The sequence below is a fragment of the Arthrobacter bambusae genome (assembly GCF_030812595.1).
Taxonomy (GTDB): Bacteria; Actinomycetota; Actinomycetes; order Actinomycetales; family Micrococcaceae; genus Arthrobacter; species Arthrobacter bambusae_B.
In genome coordinates this window covers 37467-58882 of the sequence record NZ_JAUSSZ010000001.1, presented here as the reverse complement: position 1 = coordinate 58882, position 21416 = coordinate 37467, and the positions used below count along the sequence as shown (strand labels likewise).

General features: G+C 63.9%; 17 protein-coding genes. 4 read left to right on the top strand and 13 right to left on the bottom strand.

Annotation, left to right across the window (positions count from 1 at the left end):
• Positions 1 to 52: 52 nt before the first annotated feature.
• The 4 genes from J2S96_RS00220 to J2S96_RS00205 all read right to left on the bottom strand — a co-directional run bounded on the left by J2S96_RS00220 (position 53) and on the right by J2S96_RS00205 (position 9338).
• Entirely contained in the window at positions 53 to 2236 is a 2184-nt protein-coding gene (locus tag J2S96_RS00220; RefSeq protein WP_306858746.1) for an RCC1-like domain-containing protein, read from the bottom strand.
• Between the two features lie 736 nt (positions 2237 to 2972).
• Positions 2973 to 5828 carry an aconitate hydratase gene (locus J2S96_RS00215; protein WP_306858744.1) on the bottom strand — a complete coding sequence of 952 codons (2856 nt, stop codon included), beginning with the start codon at positions 5826 to 5828 and terminating at the stop codon, positions 2973 to 2975.
• Positions 5829 to 5967: 139 nt separating this feature from the next.
• Positions 5968 to 7365 (bottom strand): class I SAM-dependent RNA methyltransferase, encoded by a 1398-nt coding sequence (locus J2S96_RS00210; protein WP_306858742.1) that lies wholly within the window; start codon positions 7363 to 7365, stop codon positions 5968 to 5970.
• Positions 7365 to 9338 (bottom strand): APC family permease, encoded by a 1974-nt coding sequence (locus J2S96_RS00205; RefSeq protein WP_306858740.1) that lies wholly within the window; start codon positions 9336 to 9338, stop codon positions 7365 to 7367. Before J2S96_RS00205 ends, J2S96_RS00210 begins: the two co-directional genes overlap by 1 nt.
• A gap of 110 nt (positions 9339 to 9448) precedes the next feature.
• Here J2S96_RS00205 and J2S96_RS00200 point away from each other — a divergent pair, with 110 nt between their 5' ends.
• Both J2S96_RS00200 and J2S96_RS00195 read left to right on the top strand, forming a co-directional pair.
• Positions 9449 to 10123 (top strand): potassium channel family protein, encoded by a 675-nt coding sequence (locus tag J2S96_RS00200; protein WP_306858738.1) that lies wholly within the window; start codon positions 9449 to 9451, stop codon positions 10121 to 10123.
• Entirely contained in the window at positions 10120 to 10851 is a 732-nt protein-coding gene (locus tag J2S96_RS00195; protein WP_306858735.1) for a potassium channel family protein, read from the top strand. The genes J2S96_RS00200 and J2S96_RS00195 overlap by 4 nt, the downstream gene beginning before the upstream one ends.
• Here the strand turns inward: J2S96_RS00195 and J2S96_RS00190 are convergent.
• From J2S96_RS00190 to dut, 4 genes are all read right to left on the bottom strand, one after another.
• A complete protein-coding gene (locus J2S96_RS00190; protein ID WP_306858733.1) occupies positions 10821 to 11612 on the bottom strand; it encodes a DUF3159 domain-containing protein in 792 nt (263 codons plus the stop codon). The two genes, J2S96_RS00195 and J2S96_RS00190, sit on opposite strands and share 31 nt — an antisense overlap.
• The gene (locus J2S96_RS00185; protein ID WP_306858730.1) at positions 11609 to 11962 is read right to left on the bottom strand and encodes a hypothetical protein; all 354 of its coding nucleotides are present in this window, start codon (positions 11960 to 11962) and stop codon (positions 11609 to 11611) included. The genes J2S96_RS00190 and J2S96_RS00185 overlap by 4 nt, the downstream gene beginning before the upstream one ends.
• 5 nt (positions 11963 to 11967) lie before the next feature.
• Positions 11968 to 12714: a DUF3710 domain-containing protein gene (locus tag J2S96_RS00180; protein WP_306858728.1), complete on the bottom strand. Its 747-nt coding sequence runs from the start codon at positions 12712 to 12714 to the stop codon at positions 11968 to 11970.
• 111 nt (positions 12715 to 12825) lie between these two features.
• The gene (gene dut, locus J2S96_RS00175; RefSeq protein ID WP_306858726.1) at positions 12826 to 13338 is read right to left on the bottom strand and encodes a dUTP diphosphatase; all 513 of its coding nucleotides are present in this window, start codon (positions 13336 to 13338) and stop codon (positions 12826 to 12828) included.
• 109 nt (positions 13339 to 13447) lie between these two features.
• Between dut and J2S96_RS00170 the strand changes: the two genes are divergently transcribed.
• Positions 13448 to 13948, top strand: a complete 501-nt coding sequence (locus J2S96_RS00170; RefSeq protein ID WP_306858724.1) for a DUF3093 domain-containing protein — start codon at positions 13448 to 13450, stop codon at positions 13946 to 13948.
• Here the strand turns inward: J2S96_RS00170 and J2S96_RS00165 are convergent.
• On the bottom strand, positions 13945 to 14244 hold the full coding sequence (locus J2S96_RS00165) for a DUF4193 domain-containing protein (RefSeq protein ID WP_059389107.1): 300 nt from the start codon (positions 14242 to 14244) through the stop codon (positions 13945 to 13947). The genes J2S96_RS00170 and J2S96_RS00165 overlap by 4 nt on opposite strands.
• A gap of 309 nt (positions 14245 to 14553) precedes the next feature.
• On the opposite strand from J2S96_RS00165, the gene sepH reads away from it, so the two are divergent.
• Positions 14554 to 15930 carry a septation protein SepH gene (gene sepH, locus J2S96_RS00160; protein ID WP_306858722.1) on the top strand — a complete coding sequence of 459 codons (1377 nt, stop codon included), beginning with the start codon at positions 14554 to 14556 and terminating at the stop codon, positions 15928 to 15930.
• A gap of 22 nt (positions 15931 to 15952) precedes the next feature.
• On the opposite strand, the gene J2S96_RS00155 is transcribed toward sepH, so the two are convergent.
• From J2S96_RS00155 to J2S96_RS00140, 4 genes are all read right to left on the bottom strand, one after another.
• Positions 15953 to 16669, bottom strand: coding sequence for a thymidine kinase (locus tag J2S96_RS00155; RefSeq protein ID WP_306858720.1), 717 nt, complete (start codon positions 16667 to 16669; stop codon positions 15953 to 15955).
• Positions 16662 to 17891 (bottom strand): alkaline phosphatase family protein, encoded by a 1230-nt coding sequence (locus J2S96_RS00150; protein ID WP_306858718.1) that lies wholly within the window; start codon positions 17889 to 17891, stop codon positions 16662 to 16664. The genes J2S96_RS00155 and J2S96_RS00150 overlap by 8 nt, the downstream gene beginning before the upstream one ends.
• Positions 17891 to 18619, bottom strand: a complete 729-nt coding sequence (locus J2S96_RS00145; protein ID WP_306858716.1) for a DUF5998 family protein — start codon at positions 18617 to 18619, stop codon at positions 17891 to 17893. Before J2S96_RS00145 ends, J2S96_RS00150 begins: the two co-directional genes overlap by 1 nt.
• Before the next feature lie 67 nt (positions 18620 to 18686).
• Positions 18687 to 21380 carry a bifunctional acetate--CoA ligase family protein/GNAT family N-acetyltransferase gene (locus J2S96_RS00140; protein WP_306858711.1) on the bottom strand — a complete coding sequence of 898 codons (2694 nt, stop codon included), beginning with the start codon at positions 21378 to 21380 and terminating at the stop codon, positions 18687 to 18689.
• Between the last annotated feature and the right edge of the window lie 36 nt (positions 21381 to 21416).

The following is a 21416-nucleotide window of genomic DNA, read 5'->3' as shown; positions in this document are numbered from 1 at the left end:
GCTGCGACAACGCACTTTTTGTCTAGTTGATTGCCGCCGGATTCCAAGTTCCCTACAAGGCGAGACGCGCAACATTCATGAGCCCTGGGACCCGCACAGGAGTGCTGCTGCTGCTGGTGGCACCATTTCCGAGTTGGCCTTCCCCGTTATAACCCCAGGCTCGGACGGACCCGTCGGTCAACCGTGCGTACGTGCTGAATCCGTTTGTCGTGACTGAAGCAACTCCGGTTAGAGCTGTGACTCGATTCGGGGAACGGGTATTTGTGGTAGTCCCGTTGCCAAGCTGCCCATTCGCGTTGGAGCCCCAGGCGCGGACCGTCCCGTCAGCCAGTACTGCATATGCGGTGCCGTATTTGGACGTGACCGAGGCGACACTGGTGAGGCCACTGACCTGAACGGGGAAACTGCTTGTCTCGCTTGCGGAGCCGTTGCCCAGTTCACCGGCACGGTTTGTGCCCCAAGCACGAACCGTGCCATCTGTGAGCAGAGCGTAAGCAACTCCCCCGGAGGCAGTAACTGAGGAAACGCCGGTGATGCCTGCGACCTGGACAGGAGTGCTGCTGCCCCTAGAAGGGCCGAAACCCAGCTGGCCGTTAAGGTTGGAGCCCCAGGCACGAACCGTTCCATCGGTGAGCAGCGCGTAGGCGTTTTGATAATAAACAGAGATTGACTCGACGCGTGTGAGTCCCGCGACCTGGACCGGAACGCTCTTGTCGATTGTGGTGCCGTTTCCAAGTTGACCGTCGTAGTTGTACCCCCAAGCCCGAACCGTCCCGTCAGCCAACAACGCATAGGCGGACAGAAAAGTAGCGGAGATGGAGGCAACCCCAGTCAGGCCAGCAACCCGGACCGGGGTACTGCTGTAGGCTGTGGCACTGTTATAGCCCGTGGTACTGCTGTAGCCGGTGGTGCCGTTTCCCAACTGACCGTAGTAGTTGTCACCCCAAGCCCGGACCGTCCCATCAGCCAATAGCGCATAGGCGTTGTCGGTGTCGGCAACAATGGAGCTGACCCCCGCTAGGCCAGCAACCTTGACGGGGATATTGCGGTAATCGATAGTGCCGTCGCCCAGTTGGCCTCTGTCGTTATAGCCCCATGCCCAAACCGTACCGTCAGCCAGCAACGCGTACCTGCTGGCGCGACCTTGAGCAACCATCACCACATCCGTCAAGCCCGAAACACGGGTCACCGAAGTACTGTCCGTAAAGTTGCCATTTCCAAGCTGCCCAGACATGTTTGAGCCCCAGACGGCTACCGAGCTCGTAGTTGCACCGGGGAGGTAATAGCCAGAGACATCCGCAATCAGTTGGGTGGTGGCGGAGGATCGGTTGAAGAGGGTGATCTTTCCATCGGAACCGATAGGGACTGTGACGGAGTTCGGGACCGTCTGTCCCGCCAAAAAATTCACATTGGAGGAACCCGGCCGATCCGTCCCAGAAGCGTAGGCGGCAATAAACCCGTACGACTTTGGTCCAGTGACTGTGAGGTTGAAAGTAACCGCCGCAGCATTTGACGGAATCCCCTTCACCCCACCAACTTGGAATGACACCACCCCATCAGCCCCCACTGGCCCCTTGGTACGAGTGTCTAAGAATCGGACCGGCGCTACGGGAACGAACGCACCCGCCACGCTCGAGTTCCCGGCAATGTAGTAGCCAGCGACGTCGGCGATGAACTGGGCGGTGCCGGAAGAGCTGTTGAACAATGTGACTTTACCGTCTGCGCCGACAGGAACGGTCACCGAGTTAGGGACCGTCTGGCCGCTCGAGAAGTTCACATTTGATGAGTCCGGCCGCGGGGTACCCGAAGCGTAGGCAGTGATGTGTCCGAACGACGTCGGGTTGGTCACTGTGAGGTTGAATATAACGCCGGAGACCGCCGCCGGAATCCCATCCACGCCACCGACCCGGAAGGAAATAGTCCCGTAAGGGCCCACAGAAGCGCCGGTTCGGGTGTCCAAGAGCCTATCGGGGACCACGGGCACGAAGGCTCCCGGTACCGTCGGCTTACCGGGAAGGTAGTAACCGAAGACATCGGCGATCAGTTGGGTGCTGCCTGATGAGCGGTTGAAGAGGGTGACTTTGCCGTCGGCACCGACTGGGACCGTGACGGAATTCGCCACAGTCTGGCCGCTCACGAAGTTCACGTTGGAGGAGTTCGGCCGGGCAGTTCCTGAGGCGTAGGCGGCTATGAAACCGAACGACTGCGGGCCGGTGACAGTTAGGTTAAAGACCACCGCCGCAGCGTCGGCCGGGATCCCGCTGACCCCACCGACCTGGAAGGTCACCGTCCCGTCCGGACTAGCTGGTGCACTGTTTCGGGTATCCAAGAACCGAGCCGGGGCCACAGAAACAAACGAACCCTCCGTGCTGGGCTTCGACGTGGCATCCATCAGCGCGACAGGCGTTGGGGCCGGAGCCGATGTTGTATCCGCCTTCGCTCCAGGTACCGAAAGGCCAGACAAAAACAGCAGGACACCCACGGTGGCCGCCACACTGGCCATTCCACGCCTGATCCGTGCACTCCAAAAAAACCAACGATTCCCCCCAATAAACAGGCCCCGAATCTTCGGCAAGCCCCCGACTAGTTCCTGCGCAAAGTACCACACAAGCGACCCGTCGGGTATTCCGGCACTTGAAAGTAGCAATCGCGCCACTGCAGGTTTGGGCTTCTGCCCGGCGGCCATCGCCCACATGCTGCCGAGCGAGCCTAACTGTGGGTTGACGAGCCGCCGCCATCAAACGTTCAGCGGGAGTCAGCCACCTTCTAGTCGCTCGCGTGGCGGTGTGCCCGCCCCAAAGCAGGTTCGGGGTAAGGGCGGATCAGTGTCAGCAGGACCGGCCAGTACTCGATAAGCATGAAACAGCAAGCGCTCCGCCAGGCCGAAGCCTGGCGGAGCGCTTGTACGAGAATCTGGTATGACCGCCCATAGCAGCGAGCCAGCGACCAGATCCTCTCGTATGGACCCTGCGCTAGTGTGCCGAAATTTGGCGCAGAACGTACTGCAGGATGCCGCCGTTGCGGTAGTAGTCCGCTTCGCCGGGGGTGTCGATGCGCAATACAGCGTCGAAGGACGTGGTGCTGCCGTCCTCTGCCGTTGCCGTGACCTTGAGCGTCCTCGGCGTCCGGCCCTCGTTCAGCTCGGTGACGCCCTCGACGGAGAACGTTTCCGTGCCGGACAGCCCCAGGGACGCAGCGGATTCGCCGGCCGGGTACTGCAGCGGGAGGACGCCCATTCCGATGAGGTTGGAGCGGTGGATGCGCTCGTAGCTTTCGGCGATGACAGCCTTCACGCCCAGGAGCGCGGTTCCCTTGGCAGCCCAGTCGCGGGACGAGCCGGAGCCGTACTCCTTGCCTGCCAGGACCACCAGCGGGGTTCCGGCAGCCTGGTAGTTCTGGGCAGCGTCGTAAACGTAGGCCTGGGGGCCGTCCGCCTGCGTGAAGTCGCGGGTGAAGCCGCCCTCGACGCCCGCACCGTCGTTGAAGTCAGCGAGCAGCTGGTTCTTGATGCGGATGTTCGCGAAGGTTCCGCGGATCATGACCTCGTGGTTTCCACGGCGTGAACCGTAGGAGTTGAAGTCCTTGCGCTCCACACCGTTGGCCAGGAGGTACTGGCCTGCCGGAGTGTCCGACTTGAAGGAGCCGGCCGGGGAGATGTGGTCCGTGGTGACGGAATCGCCGAGCTTCAGCAGCACGCGGGCACCAGCAATGTCCGATACCGGATCCGGCTGCGCCTTCATGCCTTCGAAGTATGGGGGCTTGCGGACATACGTGGACTTGGCGTCCCAGGCGAAGGTGTCGCCTGCGGGAGTCTCGAGTGCCTTCCAGCGCTCGTCGCCTTCGAAGACGCCTTCGTAGCCACGGGCGAACATTTCCTTGTCGATCGACGAATCGATGACCTTCTGGACCTCGACAGGGTTCGGCCAGATGTCCTTCAAGAAGACATCGTTGCCGTCCTCGTCCTGGCCCAGCGGATCGGCGTCGAAGTCGAAGTCCATGGTTCCGGCCAGGGCGTAGGCAATGACCAGCGGCGGGGAGGCCAGATAGTTCATCTTGACGTCCGGGTTGATGCGGCCTTCGAAGTTGCGGTTGCCGGACAGGACAGCCGTGACGGAAAGGTCGTTGGCCTGGATGGCCTCGGAGATTTCGGCGTCGAGCGGTCCGGAGTTGCCGATGCAGGTTGCGCAACCGTAGCCCACGATGTAGAAGCCGAGCTTCTCCAAGTAGGGGGTCAGGCCGGACTTCTCGTAGTAGTCGGTGACCACCTTGGAGCCGGGAGCGACCGACGTCTTGACCCACGGCTTGGAGGTGAGGCCCTTGTCGACGGCGTTGCGGGCGAGCAGCGCGGCAGCCAGCATCACGGAGGGGTTGGACGTGTTGGTGCAGGACGTGATCGAAGCGATCGAGACCGCACCGTGGTCCAGTTCGAATTCGCGCCCGTCAGCGGTGGTCACTTTGACCGCGTTGGAAACCCGGCCGGCAGCGCCGTGCGCTGCGGAGTAGATCGGCGGTACGCGGTCCGTGTCCGTCACGTGGGTGTCCGCCTGCGTGAATGAGGGCGGGTCCGAAGCCGGGAAGCTCTCCTCAAGGGATTCGTCCAAGGTACCGGCGTCGGCGTTGTGCGAAACATAGTTGAGGAGGTCGTGGCGGAACTCGTCCTTGGCTTCCGTGAGGATGATGCGGTCCTGGGGACGCTTCGGGCCAGAGATCGAGGGGACAACCGTGGACAGGTCGAGTTCGAGGTACTCGGAGAACTTGATCTCGCGCGAGGGATCGTGCCAGAGGCCCTGTTCCTTCGCGTAGGCCTCGACCAGGGCGACGTTCTGCTCGGAGCGGCCGGTGAGGCGCAAGTACTCGAGCGTGACATCGTCGATCGGGAACATCGCTGCCGTGGAACCGAACTCCGGGCTCATGTTGCCGATTGTGGCGCGGTTGGCCAGCGGCACAGCCGCAACGCCTTCGCCGTAGAACTCCACGAACTTGCCGACCACACCGTGGTTGCGAAGCTGCTCGGTGATGGTCAGGACGACGTCGGTGGCGGTAGCGCCGGCGGGGATGGAGCCCGTGAGCTTGAAGCCGACAACGCGCGGGATCAGCATGGAGACGGGCTGGCCCAGCATGGCAGCCTCGGCTTCGATGCCGCCTACGCCCCAGCCCAGCACGCCCAGGCCGTTGACCATGGTGGTGTGCGAGTCCGTGCCGACGCAGGTGTCGGGGTAGGCGCGCAGGACTGTGCCTGTCTCGGTGTCCACTTCACGCGTCATCACCGTGCGTGCCAGATATTCGATATTGACCTGGTGGACGATGCCGGTTCCCGGGGGAACAACCTTGAAGTCGTCGAAAGCGGTCTGACCCCAGCGCAGGAACTGGTAACGCTCGCCGTTGCGCTGGTATTCGATCTCCATGTTGCGCTCGAGGGCGCCGGAGTTGCCGAAGGCGTCGATCTGCACCGAGTGGTCGATGACCATCTCGGCAGGAGCCAGCGGGTTGACGCGCTTGGGGTCGCCGCCGAGGTCCTTGATGGCTTCACGCATGGTGGCAAGGTCAACAACACAGGGAACCCCGGTGAAGTCCTGCATGATGACTCGGGCCGGGGTGAACTGGATCTCGGTGTCCGGCTGGGCGTTCGGATCCCAGCCCGCCAGCGCGCGGACGTGGTCGGCCGTAATATTGGCGCCATCTTCCGTCCGCAGGAGGTTTTCAAGCAATACCTTAAGGCTGAACGGAAGGCGGTCTGCGCCCTCAACGGAGTTCAACCGGAAAATTTCATAATCGGTGCCGGCTACATTCAGTACGCCTTTGGAACCGAAGCTGTCCACAGTGCTCATGGCAGGACTCCTCTCGCAACAGCTTTCATCTTTGTCGCGTGGTTGACCGCAAGCTAGTTAGGCAAGCCTAATCTGAGCAACCGCCGGCCGATGGATAGGTGAAGCGCGACGTGGGACTTCTCCACCATCGTAGTGGCGGCTACGCCGAGGGCACCAGCAACGCGACGGTCTCCAGGTGATGTGTGTGCGGATAGAGGTCAAAAGCCCGGAGGGACTCGAGGCGCCATCCGCCGTTCCGGAAGTACCCCAGGTCACGCGCGAAGGAGGCCGGATCACACGACACATAGGCAATGGCCCGCGGTCCGGACTCGATGAGCTGGCTGACCACGGCTTTGCCGGCACCGACCCGCGGCGGGTCGATCACCAGGGCGTCGAAGTTCCGGGGGCGTTGCCGGAGGACACGTTCCACCCTGCCCTGGACGATTTCCACCTGGGTCTCTCCATGCAGATTCTTGCGGGCATCGCGGCTGGTCCCTGGCGATCCTTCGACGGACAGCACCGAACCGGTGATCCCCACCGCGTCAGCCAAGGGCGCCGTGAACAACCCGGCTCCCGCGTAAAGATCGGCGACGGCCGATCCCGGGAGGAGGTAGCCGCCCTCGTGCAGGAATCCCGTCACCGCCCCCACCAGGGTGCCGGGCGCATCCTTGTGGATCTGCCAGAACCCTTCTCCCGTCACTCGGTATTCGTGGCCGGCAGCCGATTCCTGGACCCAGGTCCTTCCGCGCAGCTGGAGGACGTCACCGCGGACCGGGTCGAAGCTTGCTACGGACACGTCGTGCGGAAGCTGGCCCAGGATCCGGTTCAGGCGCCGGGCGTCCGTTCCTTCTTCCGGGGCGAGAAGGACAAGCGGACGCGATCCGTTGGCGGGCGCGGCAACTTCCACCCGTGAGATCCCCCGCAGATCGATGTCCCATAGCCGCAACTCGTTGATGGCCGGCAGCGCCAGGGGCATCTCGTGGACCGGAATCACGACGTCGGAGCGGTGGGCATGCATCCCGAGCCGGCCACCGGGGGTGACAGCGAAGCTGGCTCTGGTCCGCCAGCCGAGTCCTGTCCCGCCGTCGGACCCTGCAACTCCTCCGGATCCCGGGTCACCGGCGGCTGCCGGCTCCACTGCGACCTTGAGTTCGACGCCGGCGAGCCGCTTGAGTTGCTCAGCGAGGACTTCGGATTTGAGCAGTCGCTGCCGCTCCAGGCTCACGTGGCCGAGTTCGGCCCCGCCCACGGGCGGCCCGCCCTTGCGCCAAGCGGTGAGCGAGTCGGCGAGCGGCCAGAAATGGCGTGTCCGGTCGTTTGAGGCTTCCAGGACGTCGACGACGTCGGCACGCCAGAAACGGGAAGACTCACCCGCGTCGGTCAGCCGCACCCGGACCTTCTCCCCCGGGATGCCGTGCCGGACAAAAATGACCCGGCCTTCGTGCCGTGCGACGAAGTGGCCGCCATGGGCGATGGGGCCCACGTCCACCACCAGCTCCGTGGCCGCCCCGTCCCCGGTAGTGAGCGGGCTGGATTCAGTGTTGCTGGGGTGGGTCATCAGGTATCCTGCAATGCCTTTGCTTCTTCGGAGGACTTCAATTGCCATGGAACGCTGGCCACCATGACGCCGGGTTCAAAGTGGAGCCGGGCCTTGATGCGCAAGGCAGTCTGGTTGTGGACCAGCTGTTCCCACCACTTGCCGACAACGTACTCCGGGATGTAGACGACGATCAGGTCGCGGGGGGAATCGCGGCGCATGTTCTTGATGTAGTCCAGGATGGGCGTAACGGTTTCCCGGTACGGGCTCGCCAGGACGGTCAACGGGACCGGGATGTCCAGCTTGGCCCAGGCCTCGACGGTACGCGCCGTTTCCTCGTGGTCGATGTCGACGATGATGGCGTCCAGCCGGGATGGCCTCGACGCCCGCGCGTAGGCGAGGGCGCGCAGCACCGGTTTGCGGACATGGGACACCAGCAGCACGGCATGGACCCTGGTAGGCAGGGCACGCGGGGAGGAGTCCTCGTCAACGGCGAGTTCCTTGGCTACGTTGTCGTAGTGGGCGCGGATGCTCCACATGATGAGGAACAGCACGAACATCGCCAGGAGGGCGATCCAGGCGCCCTGTTCGAACTTGGTGATCAGGACGATGGTCAGGACCAACGCCGTCATTGCGAAGCCGAGCAGGTTGATGGTGCGGGACTTCAGGATCCTGCGGCGGACGGCTTTGTCCTGCGCAAGTTTGAGTTGCCTGCCCCAGTGGCGCACCATGCCCAGCTGGCTCATCGTGAAGGAAATGAAAACGCCAACGATGTACAGCTGGATCAGCTTGGTGACATCGGCGTTGAAGGAAATGATGAGGACCAGGGCACCGGCTGCCAGCGCCAGGACGCCGTTGCTGAAGGCCAGGCGGTCACCGCGGGTCCGGAGCTGGCGCGGAAGGTAGCCGTCCTGGGCGAGGATGGAACCCAGGACCGGGAATCCGTTGAACGCGGTGTTGGAGGCGAAGACGAGGATGACGCCGGTGGCGGCGACAACAATATAGAACGGCAGGGACCCGGCGCCGAAGATGGTCTGCGCAATCTGGCTGATGGCCGGGTTCTGGATGTAGTCGCCCGGCACCGGCTGGCCTTGGAGGAGGAATTCCTTGGCTGGATCCATCACGATGTGGACCTTGGTGGCGTTCGCGAGGTAGATGATGCCCGCGAGCATGGCCGAGGCGATGACGCCCAGAAGCAACAGTGTGGTGGCCGCGTTCTTGCTCTTGGGTTTCTTGAAGTTCGGCACGCCGTTGCTGATGGCCTCCACGCCGGTCAGGGCAGCCGCACCGGAGGAGAAAGCCCGCAGCAACAGGAACGCTCCTGCCAAGCCAACGAGTCCCTGGTCGAATCCCTCTTGCGGGACGATGGTGAAGGCTGCCGACGGAGCCTGCGCGAGTTGGCCGGTGGCAGCCTGGAAGATGCCGACGGCGGTCATGCCCAGGATGGAGAACATGAAGATGTAGGTGGGAACCGCGAAGACACTGCCGGCTTCCTTGATTCCGCGCAGGTTCACCAGCGCCAGGACAATCACGCCGACTGTGGCGATGAGCGCCTGCTGCCCATGCAGCGAGGGGATCGCGGTGGTCAGGTACGCCGCTGCGGAAGACATCGATACGGCGACGGTGAGGACGTAGTCCACCAACAAGGCCGCCGCGACGGTCAGGCCCGCGAACTTCCCCAGGTTGACGTTGGCGATTTCGTAGTCGCCGCCACCGGAAGGGTAAGCATGGACGTTCTGCCGGTAGGAGGCGACCACCGTGAGCAAGACCACCATGACTGCGAGGCCGACCAGCGGCGAAATGGCCACGGCACTCACGCCCGCGAGGGCCAGCGTCAGCAGGATTTCGTCAGGGGCGTACGCCACGGAGGACAGGGCGTCCGAGGCGAAGATCGGCAGCGCAATGCGCTTGGGAAGCAGGGTATGGGCAAGGCGGTCGTTCCGGAACGGCCGCCCCACCAACACGCGCTTCGCGGCGTTGAGAATTGTCAGCACTCCGCAAAGCTACTCTGAATCGAACGCGATGTCATGACGGCGGACTGGCTTCCGCGACTTGCCCCGGTAGAGTCTTACCGAGCGGCATGCATAAGAGTGAAGGAGAAACCGTGGCTCACTTTGTGATCATGGGTTGCGGAAGAGTTGGCGCAACGTTGGCGCACACCTTGGAAGACGCCGGCCATTCGGTGGCCATCATCGACCAGGACGACCGTGCCTTCCGCCGCTTGCGCAGCGGATTCACCGGTAGGAAAGTCACCGGCGTCGGATTCGACCGGGACACGCTCAAGCAGGCAGGTTGCGAGGAAGCGTACGCCTTCGCCGCCGTATCCAGCGGTGACAATTCCAATATCCTCGCCACCCGGGTAGCCCGTGAAACTTTCCACGTTTCACATGTCGTGGCCCGCATCTACGATCCCGGCCGCGCCGAAATCTACCAGCGCCTGGGTATTCCCACGGTAGCCGCCGTGCGCTGGAGCGCGGACCAGGTCCTGCGCCGGATCCTGCCCGAACAACACCTGGCAGGCGATTACCGCGAGCCTTCGGGTCGCTTGGTTTTGTCCGAAGTCGACCTCGACGCAAGCTGGATCGGGCACCCGCTGTCTGCCGTTGAAGCAGCAGCCGGAATCCGCATCGCCTTCCTTACCCGCTTTGGTGAGGGCGTCCTCCCCCAGGCCGGAACGGCGTACCAGGAGGGTGACACCGTCCATGCCATGTTGAACCTGGACCGCAGCGTCGAGGTGGCGCGCATCCTTTCCAGCGCACCCGCCAAGGAGTCTGAGTGAAAGTCGTTATTGTCGGCGCAGGCAGCGTCGGTTCATCGATCGCACGGGAATTGCTCGCCCATAAACACGAGATCATGCTGATCGACCTTAAACCGGAGGTCATCGGCCGTAGCGGGCTCCGTGGGGCCCGCTGGCTGGTGGGCGATGCGTGCGAATTGAGCACGTTGCAGGAAGCGAAGTTGGAAGGGGCCGACGTCGTCGTGTCCGCGACAGGCGACGACAAGGTCAACCTTGTGGTGTCCTTGCTGGCCAAGACCGAATTCGGTGTGGGCCGAACGGTGGGCCGGGTCAATAATCCCAAGAACGACTGGATGTTCAACGATTCCTGGGGCGTCGACGTCGCAGTCAACACTCCGCAGCTCATGACGGCGCTCGTGGAAGAAGCCGTGGAAATCGGTGACCTCGTCCGCTTGCTCACCTTGCAGACGGGCGTTTCCTCGCTCGTGGAATTCACGGTCCCCCACGACTCGCACATCATCGGCAGCACCGTGGGCAGCATTGAATGGCCGGAAGACGCCACCCTCGTAGCGATCCTCCGGGACCATGCGCCCATTACACCGAGCCGCGACGACGTGATCGACGGCGGCGACGAATTGTTCTTCGTCACGACCATTGCGGCCGAAGACGGCCTCAGGGCCCTGCTTTCCCCGTCCGCCGCGGATCACGGTTCGGTCGATGTCGAGGAAGAGTTTGCGGATCAGTCCGACGACGACGGTTTCGACGGCTGAGTATGACGGTCCGGCTTCTGGCCCGGCGCCGGCCGGGTCAGGAGCCACGCAATCCAGAGCCCCAGGATGTACAGCGGGGCGCCCATGATCAGCCTCATGGTGGCCAGAGCGGCGAGGCCTGCATCGCCCATGAAATACAGGGGCACCTGCACCACAAGCCGTAGCGCCAGCACGGCTATGACCACCCAGGTGCCGATGGCATATGCCCGCAGACGATCCGGATTCTTCCGCCACTCGAAGCCCTCGTTGCGGACGAATCCGAACAGCAGACCGGCGATCGGCCACTTGACCAGGATCGACAGCACCATTCCTACGATGTAGGCGATATTCGTGTAGAAACCCAGGACGTAGAAGTCCTCTGCCTTTCCGGTGGCGTTCGCGAGCCACGCGGAGATGGCGACTCCGGCGATTCCTGCAAGCGCCTGGGTCAACGGGCGCCGCTGTACCAGCCGGACGACAGTGAACACGGCTGCCGCCGCGAGGGAGGCAATCAGGGAGGCCGGGAGGTCGCGGGTGATCATGAAGGCGATCAGGAATACGAGGCCGGGCACGATGCTCTCGGCTATCCCTTGGACACCTCCAGCGGATTTGAGGATGTCCACGTGCCCGTGGCTGTTGCGTTGGAGTCCGGCTTTTTCGGCGTAGCCGGCGGCGATATCCGCAATGCTCGGCCCTTGGGAGCCCTGCCGGGAGTCTTCTGCCGGACCGGGCTCTTCCTGCGCTGGCGTTTCCTGCGGGTCGGATCCGTTGGCGACGGTCATTCGTGCTCCTGCCGGGAGAGGATTTCATAGCGCGGATTGAACATGGTAGGCATTCCATCCCGCTGCATAACCATGCCTTTGAGCCGCAGCACGGTCCCGGGTTCGATGCCGGGCACTTTGCGGCGCCCGAGCCAGATGACACGCAAACGGGTCAACGGGCCCGTATCGCCCCTGTGGGCTATCCGGTCGACGACGATCGCCGAGAAGTGAGCCTGCTCGTTCGCGGGATGGTAGGTCACCGACTCGATGAAACCCGTGCAGTCGACCCGGCCCCTTACGGGAAGCTCGGTGAGTGGACGGGACGCCGCGGTACCATGTGCCAAAGCGGCGAGAACCGTTTTCTCAGCCAATTTTGTCAGCCAATCTGGGTGATCTCCGGACCACGTTCGGGTTGCTGAAGCTCCGGTGTTTCAGCGGGGGCATCGTGTCCATGGGCCATGGCGTCCTTGGGCAACTTCAGCGGAAGCAGCTCTCGGGGCGGCATGGGGTTGTCTCCGCGAATGACCACAACCTTGCGGAAGAGGTTCTCCAGGCCTTGAGCCGCGTCCCTGTCCAAGGCCGCTTGCCCGCCGATAACGCCACGGAGGAACCAACGGGGTCCATCCACGCCCATGAACCGGGCAGCTCGGAACCCACGCCCGCCGTCCGCGGATTCGGTAGGAAGTTTGGCAACGAGTTCCGTGCCGAAAGTACCGGCGATCTCCTCGACTTCGCCGCCCTGGCTGGACACCGACTGGCCGATTTGTTCGCGGATTTCGTCCCACAGCCCTTCCGAACGGGGAGCGGCGAACGCCTGGAGCTGGAGGCTTGAGCCATCGAGGTCCATGGTGACTGCCACTACGCGCTGGGTTGCCTCTTCTACTTCGAGGCGCAATTGAAGGCCCTCGGAAGGTTCGATCAGCAGGGCGCCAAGATCGACGTAGCCATCCTGGCTATCAATTTCGCTTGCATCCAATGGCCCCTTGGACAGACGGAAGTCGCCCTTGACGGCTCCGCTTGCTACCGTGCCGGCGTCCTGCTGCGACGTCGCGGCATTGGCCTGCTCAGTAGCCTTGTCTTTCGGCTGCTCAGCCTTGGACTTCTTTCCGCGCCCAAAAAGCATCGGGTTGTCTCCTTAGTAGTGGTCTACCTCCAGTAAACCGCAGACTGCCCGTCAACTCGCGGACAGCATGGCAATCAGCTCCGAACGGCGCCGATTTGCCGAGGGTTGTTGCTAGCTCACGGCCGGCGCGAAGCCTCCGGTGGATCCAAAGCCGCCAGTGCCGCGCGAGGTGTCGGACAACTCCTCCACGGAAACGAACTGCGCGTACTCGACGCGCTGGATCACCATTTGAGCAATTCTATCGCCGCGCTTGAGTTCAATCGCCTGGTTTTTGTCCGTATTCAAAAGCGTCACGGAGATTTCACCTCGGTAGCCCGCATCGACCGTCCCGGGAGCGTTCACCACCGTGAGTCCATGCTTGGTTGCCAGCCCTGATCGGGGGTGGATCAGGGCGACGAAGCCGTTTGGCAGTGCGATTGAGACGCCTGTAGGTACGAGTTTCCGCTGTCCAGGGGCGAGCGTCACGTCCTCGCGGGCACGCAAGTCCGCGCCGGCGTCACCGGGGTGGGCGTACGACGGCACTTCCAAGCCGGCGTCGAGCATTTTCAGTTGGACCTGAAGGGTCGGCGCACCGTATTCGGCGGGGCTGTCTGCTGGGTTGGCTACTGCTGTCTCGTGGCTCACAGTCACATATTCTATCGTCCGCGGGATACTGCCACGATTACGGCCGGAGGGCGGTGCATGGCTGAAGAAGCGTTAATTCCAAGGGTCGTAGTCCCGATAAGCTGGTGTCATGCCTGAATCGACTGCTTCCGTACCTGTGCCGCACCATTCCTCGAGTGGAACGGGCGTCCTGTACACGGAAAAGCTCTGGCCATCACCCTGGATCTGGATCGTCGCGGTCGGCTTCTCCGCCGCTGGCATTCTCATGTTTGCGCCAATCAGCATCACTGCGGGCATCATCGCCGCGCTGGTTCTCTTCGCGATCACGGCCACCTTGCTGGTGACGTCCACCCCCGCGATTGTGGTGGACCGGGACACTGTCCAAGTGGGACGCGCCAGTATCCAGCGCGAGTTCATCGGCGCTGTCACCGCGTTCCACAAGGACGAAGCCGTCGCAGAGCGCGGCACCCGCCTCCATGGACTGGCGTACCTTTGCCTCCGCGGCTGGATTGATCCGGTAGTGCGTATCGAAATCACCGACCCGGCAGACCGCACCCCGTACTGGCTGACGTCCACCCGCCGCCCCGAAGAACTCGTGGCAGCGCTGTCCAAGCAAGCCTCCCGAAGCTAGCTTTCGCATTCCTTGCAGTACAGATGCCCGTCCTTCTCCCGCGCAATCTGCGAGCGGTGCTTGACCAGGAAGCAGTTGAAGCACGTAAATTCGTCCGGCTGCGGCGGGAGGACGCGAACCAACAGCTCTTCGCCGGACAAGTCCGCACCCGGGAGCTCGTAGGCATCAGCCAGATCGGTCTCATCGATATCAACAGCCGATGACGACTGTTTCTCGGTGCGATGGGACTTGAGTTCCTCGATCGAGTCCTCGGTGTCTTCTTCCGTCTTCCGAGGGGCGTCGTAGTCCGTTGCCATGGTCCCTTCTTCGTTCTCCCTTGTGCTTTAGGCAGGGCTTGGTGCTTTAGGGGCTTGCGGTCCTGTTTTCACGAACCTGCTCCAATCTAAGGATGTAACGCAGGAGGCCGCATTTTTGTGCCCGATATCGGCCAGATTGTCCTCCCGGCGGACTCGAATGTCCATACCCCTGGGGATGACCACCGCAGGAGAACGCCGGAGGAGCCCGGAAAAACCCGGAATATCGCGGCGCGCCCTTTGTCCTAGTAGGAAAAGGCCATGGCGGGTGGCAGAGTTTCGAATGTCAGATAGGCCATGGTGGAGGATTTTATGCGGGATCTACGGCTGGTTGGCGTCCACGACGACGGCGGACATCTCCTGTTGAGCGGTACCGGCGGCGAGATGTTCCAGCTTCCGATTGATGAGGCGTTGCGGGTTGCAGCGAGCCGGACACCTGCCCAGGTGGCCGCACGCGCATCCATTACCCCCGTCGCCATGTCCCCCCGTGACATTCAGTCACGTATCCGCAGCGGCGCTACCGCCGCGGAAGTGGCGGAGCTATCAGGCTTGCCGCTCGCCAATGTACAGCGCTATGAGGGTCCTGTGCTCGCCGAGCGCGAGTACATCGCCCAGCAGGCCCGCAAAGTCGAAGTCGCTGCCCCGGCCCCCGGCCAGGACTCCTACCGCGCAGCGTTCGGCGACGAACCTGCAAGCCTTGGCGATATGGTGGCCCACCGGCTCACGGCCCATGGGATCGACTCTTCAGCGGTGGAGTGGGATTCCTGGCGCCGGACGGACGGCACGTGGACCGTCGTCGCACGCTTCGAAACAAAGCCTGGCAGCCTCGAGACCATCGGCGAAGAGCCGCCGGCGATGTGGACGTTCAACCCGGCCCGCAAATCCATCCAGAACGCCAACCGCTGGGCGCAGCAGCTCAGCGAACTGGAACCCCTCGATGGCCCGGTACCGGCGCGGCGGCTCGCGGCCGTCTCCGACCGGCCCTTTGACTTTGAGGCCGACGCCGGGACTGCGGCCCGCGCGGCGGCTGCCGCTGCCACGAAGGAAGCCGATGGGCTCCTGGACATGCTGCGCTCACGCCGCGGACAACGGCTGGGACTTGACGAAGACAGCGACGACGCTTTGGCGCTGCTGCTAAGCAGTGGCGTGCCCGCCGCGCATCCGCGTCCCGGCGACGTGGAGGACAAACCTGCGGACAAGGAGACAGCTGACAAAGAGTCAGCCGACGCGGACACGGACGAAAACGAAAAGGCGGACGCCGAGCCCGCTACCACTCGCCGTGACGCCCGCGCATCCATGCTGTCCCGCCTGAGCCTGGCCCCGAAGCAGGACGACAAGGAAGACGATTCCCTCCATCTTCACGACGGCGTCAGCACGGATACCCGGGAAATCACCGTGATCCCGGGACCCCTGCGCCCGGTGACGTTGTTGCGGGGCAGGAACGACCACGGCGCACAGGCCGGAACCGACGAACCCCGACCCCGGGACGCGGCAGCACCGCGGGCGGGCCTGGACGAACTCCTCGGCGGAGCTCCGAGGCGGGAACGCGAAGAGCCGAAGACCAGCCCTTCCGGCCAGAACGATGACGAGTCTTCAGAAGGGGCAGCGGCAGAGCGCCAACCGTCACGGCCCAAGCGCTCAAGCATCCCGAGCTGGGATGACATCCTCTTCGGGACTCGCGGGGACTAGCAGCTTTCGGCTCCCGGCCCCTTCAGCTGGTGCCGTGCCAAAGGCAAGCGTCGACGTCGAAGGGCAGCAACTGGTCCCGGCTCGCCATGAGGTTGGCCCCGTGCGCCGTGACCCGGCGCATGTAGTGCCGCCGGCAGAGCGTCTCGTATCCGACAACCGGGTGCGACGCTTTGGTGTCCTCCAGGGTGGCCTCCGCCCGCCCGGCCTCCATGGCAACGTCTCCCACCACGACTTGCTCGCCTTCGACCACCATGATGCCGTCCACTGTCCGCGCGTTGTGTGTTGCCCGGCGACCGCACCAGCAAAGCGCTTCGACCTGCAGGACCTGGACCCTGTCCGCGAGCTCCACGAAACGCTGGGACCCCGGGAACAGGCGGGTCCGGAAGTCGGACGTGATTCCGAATGCGAACACGTCCACGTCCATCTCATCGACGACGCGCGCCAGCTGTTCCACTTGCTCCGGCGAGTAAAACTGGGCTTCATCACAGATCAGGTAGTCGACCTTGAGGCCTGTCGTCCGGCGTCGGACAACTTCGTCCCAGAAATCTGTAGTCTCAAGGACCTCCACCGCGCCTGTCTGGAGTCCAAGCCGGCTTGAGATGACTGAGCCGCCCGCGCGGTCGTTGCAACTGAAGCGGACGCCGCCCCGGCCGCGGGCGCGGTGGTTGTAGTCCATCTGCAATGCAAGGGTGGACTTGCCGCAGTCCATGGTCCCGGAGAAGAAAATAAGCTCAGCCACGCCGCCCCTTGGGTCCTCCGGCCGGGAAGCAAAGCAAAGGAACTTCGCGCTCCGCCTTGGTCAGCGAACCGTGCTGCCCCACCACCTCCAAGGCAGCCGGACGGACCCGGCGGACGTCATAAAGCGCCAAAGTGTCCCGGGCAGCGATCATGACATCGCCAATCCGCGGCGAAACTTCAGCTCGCAGGGCCCCGAAGAGACCTGCCTCAAGGGCCTGCTCTCGGGTGAAGGACCAGATCCGCCCGCCGAAGCGCGCGCGCCAGGCAAGCAGCAGGGCATCCCTGTGACGCTCTCCGGCGTCGGGTTCCAGGTACAGATGAACCATGCGTGGCTCGCCTGCTGTGTGCCGGACCCCGGCGATAAGGGCCGGATCGGCCGAGTAGTCGATGCGCTGCGACTCCGGGACGTCAAGCATTCCATGGTCGCCGGTGAGCAGGATGGTCGTCCCCGCAGGAAGCGAGGCAGAGAGCCGCTTGACCGTCGAATCGATTTCTTCGAGCTGGTGCTCCCAGCGATCGGACTGGCAGCCGTAGCGGTGCCCGGCTTTGTCCAGCTCGTTGACGTAAAAATACATCAGCGTGCGGGTTCCGGCAGCCATTTCCTGCCCCGCCGCCGCCGTCCGGGCATGGAGCGAGCTGCCCCCCACGAACCGGCTTCCCCGGAGCGCCGCACGGGTCATCGGTGACGCGCCGAACTGGGGCAGGCTCACCGTGACGACGTCGGCGTCCGCGGCGACGCGTTCGAAAATTGTCGGGAACGGCTGCCAGCGCACGGGGTCGACGCCGGCGTCCCAATTGCCGAGCAGGTTCACCACTTTGTCCTGGTCGGGATCCAGGACGTCATAGCCGACCATGCCGTGTTCGCCCGGAGTCAGGCCGGTTCCGAGGCTGGCCAAGGACGATGCGGTGGTGGAAGGGAACGCTGAATCAAGCCACACCGGGACGGCTCCCTGTCCCGAATTCGCAACCGACCTCAGAAACGGGGTGTGGGCGGCCTTCTGCTTGAGGAGATTGCGCCCCAGGCCATCAGCGACAACCACGCACACGCGTTGCGACGCAGGCAATTGAAGCTTGTTTTCGAAGCCGGGCAGGCCCATGCTCGCTGCGGCGCTGGTGAAGACCTCGGCGATGGATTTGCTGCCATAGAGCGGCGCGCCGGGAAGCTCAGGGACGGTACTGGAAACGGGGGCGGTGTCCTGGGCGACGTGTTCCGAAGCCGCCATCAGCGCTGGTGCCCGCGGCTCAGGCGGTTTCCGAAGACCCCCGAGCGCAGTCGCGGGGCGGAGATGGTCCCAGGGTGGACCGCAGGCCCGGAAGCGCCTGTGTTCACAGCCCGCAACGCGCGGGCAAAGACCTTCGCGTCCTGGACAGCCCTGGGTCCGTCGGCCTCCGAGCTGATCCGCAGCACGATGTCCTCCTGGGAGATGGTGCCCGTGTACCCATGGTCGGCTTCGCACTGGGGATCGCCGCAACTCGCAGGTCCCACATCGAGGCGCTGGCCGCCGGACCAGGCAATGGACAGGGTGAGCTCCCTGACGGGGTCGCTTGGAGTGTAGTTCTGCGGCTGCGCATACATGTAGCTCAGGACTACCGAGCGGATTTGTGCCACGGGCACTGATTCGGTGGAAATCTGGGCGACGATCTGCTCGCCGGCCTCGTCAAGCTGCTGGTCGTCGACGTGGGTGATCACCAACATGTCCTCGGTGAGGACCAGGACCGTGATGTGCCGCCGTACCTCGGCACGGTCGAAATGCGTTTCCAAATGCACCAAGTGCGCAAGGCAGTCACGCCCATCCAAGGCATCGGCCACAACATCGGCAACAAGGACAGGGTAGAAACCTGCCCGTTGAAGCGCCTGATCCAGGCTCTGCCCCTGCGAGCTGTGGTTGTGTGCTGCATGGTGCCCGGTGGTAGCCGGACCGGACGGAGGCGTCGGGGACTTCGAGCTCATTCCCCCATTTTCACAGATCGGCTGGGGACTTCATAACCGTCCAGCCTTCCGGCGGTCAACTGTCCGCTCAGCTGCGCATCGCACGGCGGGCACTGTCCGTACGCTGTGCCGCGTTCCCGATCCATACCTCGGCGGCAAGGATCTTTGCGCCCCGGGTCCCAGCCAGGACGGGATTGAATTCCACCAGGGCGATCCCGGGATGTTCATCCTTGAGGCGGACCAGCCGGGCTCCAAGGTCCTCGAGGGCCGCTACGTCAACTGCAGGCAGCCCTTGGTAACCGAAGAGCTTAAGCGAAGCCCGGGGTGCCCTGATGAAGTCGTGGAGATCGGTGGAGGACAAAGGCGGTACCCGGTGCGCCCAATCGTCCAGGAGGTTCACGGCGTCGCCCGCCAAGCCGAAGGACACCACCGGGCCCAGCAGCGGATCCTCGATGGCCCGGAACCTGCAGGCCTGCCCCACGGAAACCATGGCCTGCACCTCAATCGCTGATGAACCGTACGGCTCAAGGGCGCGGCGCATCTGGACGATATTGCGCCGCAGCGAGTCCGCGTCCTCGATGTCCAGCCGCACCCCACCCAGATCCAGGCGATGCCGGAGGGCCGGGTCCGTGGTCTTGAGCACCACGGGCCAACCGAGCCGTTCGGCTGCGGCCACAGCTTCGTCGTCGCTCTCGAACACAGCCGAGGGCACCACGGGGATGCCGTAGCGGGACAGGAGGGCGGCCGCTTCGCCGTCGTCGAGCCGGACCAATTGCTCCCCCGCGACGGAAGACAAGAGCCGTTCGATGTGTTCTCGGGTACCCTCGCGGTCGCAACCCGCAGGCTCCACAAAGATGCCCTGGTCCCTATCCAGCCACTTCGCGTAACGGACCACGGCCGCCAGCGCCGCCACTGCGCTGCCGGCGCTGGAATAGCAAGGAAGCGAGGGCCCGGACTCTCCGCTTGGGGCAAGCACTCCATCCAGTTGCACGGAACTGTCGAGTATCCCCGTGAAAGCCGCCACGACGGGTTTGTCCGCCTCCGCCGCGCACTCTGCCAGCACTCCGGCGATCGCGTCCATCGTGAGGCTGCGGGACGGCACCATCGCCGCCACCACCGCATGCACGGAATCGTCCGCAAGATTCTTCCGGAGGCTGCGCCGCAGCCCTTCCCGCGCTGCGGAGGTCCCCGCGTCCAGGTCCACGTCGGTCACGATCCTGTCGACAACGAGTCCGTGGGGCGCCGCATTGTCCGCGACAACCTTCCCGAAGGCCGCGGAATTGCTGTAGACGGCGAGCGCCGGCCCTTTGGGCAGCGGCTGGCTGGAAACGATCTGCGCCACATCCATGAGCTGTTCGATGGTTTCGACGGCGATAACCCCGGCTTGGCGCATCATCGCGTCCAGTGCCGCCGAGGGTGCCAATGTTGTCCTGACCACGTGACCCGGCGGAAGGCGCAAGCCGGTGACATCCGATTTGGCAACGATGACCGGCTTGCTCCGCGACAATCGGCGGGCCAGGCGGGAAAACTTGCGGGGATTGCCGATGGACTCCAGGTAAAGCCCGACGGCGGCAGTATCGGGATCGTCTTCCCAGAACTGCATGACGTCGTTGCCGGAGATATCGGCGCGGTTCCCGGCAGACAGGAACGAGGAAAGGCCCAAGCCCCGGCGGCTCGCCGCGGCATAAACGGAGACCCCGATGGCCGCGGATTGCGAAAACAGCCCCAGTCCCCCACGCCGGGGCAAGCCCGGCGCCATGGACGCGTTGAGCGAAACCTCCGGATTGGTATTCACAATCCCCAACGACTCGGGGCCGATCACGCGCATCCCATAGGACCTGGCCTGGCGCACCAAGTCCCGCTGCCTCCGAAGCCCCCGCTCGCCGTCGTCCGCGTAACCCGCCGTGGCGACCACCAGGCCTTTGACCCCGGCCGCCCCGCACTCGTCCACGACTTTCGGCACTTCCTCGTACGGAACCGCGATGACTGCGAGTTGAACGGGCCCGGGAACGTCGGCGATGCGGGCGAAGGACTTCATGCCGGCCAGTTCGAATGCTTCAGGGTTGACCGCATGGACCGCGCCAGTGAAGCCGCCTTCTATGATGTGTTCAAGCAATTGGTGCCCGACAGTCCCCCACCGGCGGCTGGCGCCCACCACCGCGATCGACGACGGCGCCAGCAAGTCCCGTACGCTTCGCGCCTCGGCGCGGTGCTCCCGGGATTCCATGACGGCCAGGGATTTTTCGGTGGGGTCGATGTTGAATTCAACGCTGACGACGCCGTCATCGAATTTGCGCGCGAGCTCGTATCCGGCATCGGCAAAGACCCGGAGCATCTTGCGGTTCTCCGGCAGGACCTCGGCCGTGAAGCGGCGGATCCCGTTCTCCCGGGCAGCGGCAGCCAAGTGTTCGAGAAGGATGGAGCCGATGCCCCGGCCCTGCTGGTTATCGGAGATATTGAAGGCCACTTCGGCCTCCGTGGGGTCATCGAGCCGATCGTACCGGCCGACCCCCACGATCTCGCCGCCGATGGTGATGACGAACGCCACCCGGTCCCTGTGGTCCACCTCGGTGAAGCGGCGAAGTTCCTTGCTGGAGAGCCTGGGCTTGAACGAGAAGAACCGCATGTAAATGGAGGCCTCCGACTGCGCGGCATGGAAAGCCTGGAGGGCGTCCGAATCCTCGGGTGAGATAGGTCTCAAGTGGGCCGTTCCGCCGTCGCGGAGCACGACATCGGCCTCCCAATATTCCGGATATACGCCGGCGCCGGGCTGATCCACCATAGGCTTAGCCTAGCTAAGTCTTCCGCAGTACACGTT

What these genes read in the sequence shown, in the direction of transcription:
- J2S96_RS00170 (WP_306858724.1), top strand. Translation starts at nt 13,448, where the DNA reads ATGCCTGAATCGACTGCTTCCGTACCTGTGCCGCACCATTCCTCGAGT.
- J2S96_RS00215 (WP_306858744.1), bottom strand. Translation starts at nt 5,828, where the DNA reads ATGAGCACTGTGGACAGCTTCGGTTCCAAAGGCGTACTGAATGTAGCC.
- J2S96_RS00140 (WP_306858711.1), bottom strand. Translation starts at nt 21,380, where the DNA reads ATGGTGGATCAGCCCGGCGCCGGCGTATATCCGGAATATTGGGAGGCC.
- J2S96_RS00180 (WP_306858728.1), bottom strand. Translation starts at nt 12,714, where the DNA reads ATGCTTTTTGGGCGCGGAAAGAAGTCCAAGGCTGAGCAGCCGAAAGAC.
- J2S96_RS00150 (WP_306858718.1), bottom strand. Translation starts at nt 17,891, where the DNA reads ATGGCGGCTTCGGAACACGTCGCCCAGGACACCGCCCCCGTTTCCAGT.
- J2S96_RS00210 (WP_306858742.1), bottom strand. Translation starts at nt 7,365, where the DNA reads ATGACCCACCCCAGCAACACTGAATCCAGCCCGCTCACTACCGGGGAC.
- sepH (WP_306858722.1), top strand. Translation starts at nt 14,554, where the DNA reads ATGCGGGATCTACGGCTGGTTGGCGTCCACGACGACGGCGGACATCTC.
- J2S96_RS00190 (WP_306858733.1), bottom strand. Translation starts at nt 11,612, where the DNA reads ATGACCGTCGCCAACGGATCCGACCCGCAGGAAACGCCAGCGCAGGAA.
- J2S96_RS00165 (WP_059389107.1), bottom strand. Translation starts at nt 14,244, where the DNA reads ATGGCAACGGACTACGACGCCCCTCGGAAGACGGAAGAAGACACCGAG.
- J2S96_RS00145 (WP_306858716.1), bottom strand. Translation starts at nt 18,619, where the DNA reads ATGAGCTCGAAGTCCCCGACGCCTCCGTCCGGTCCGGCTACCACCGGG.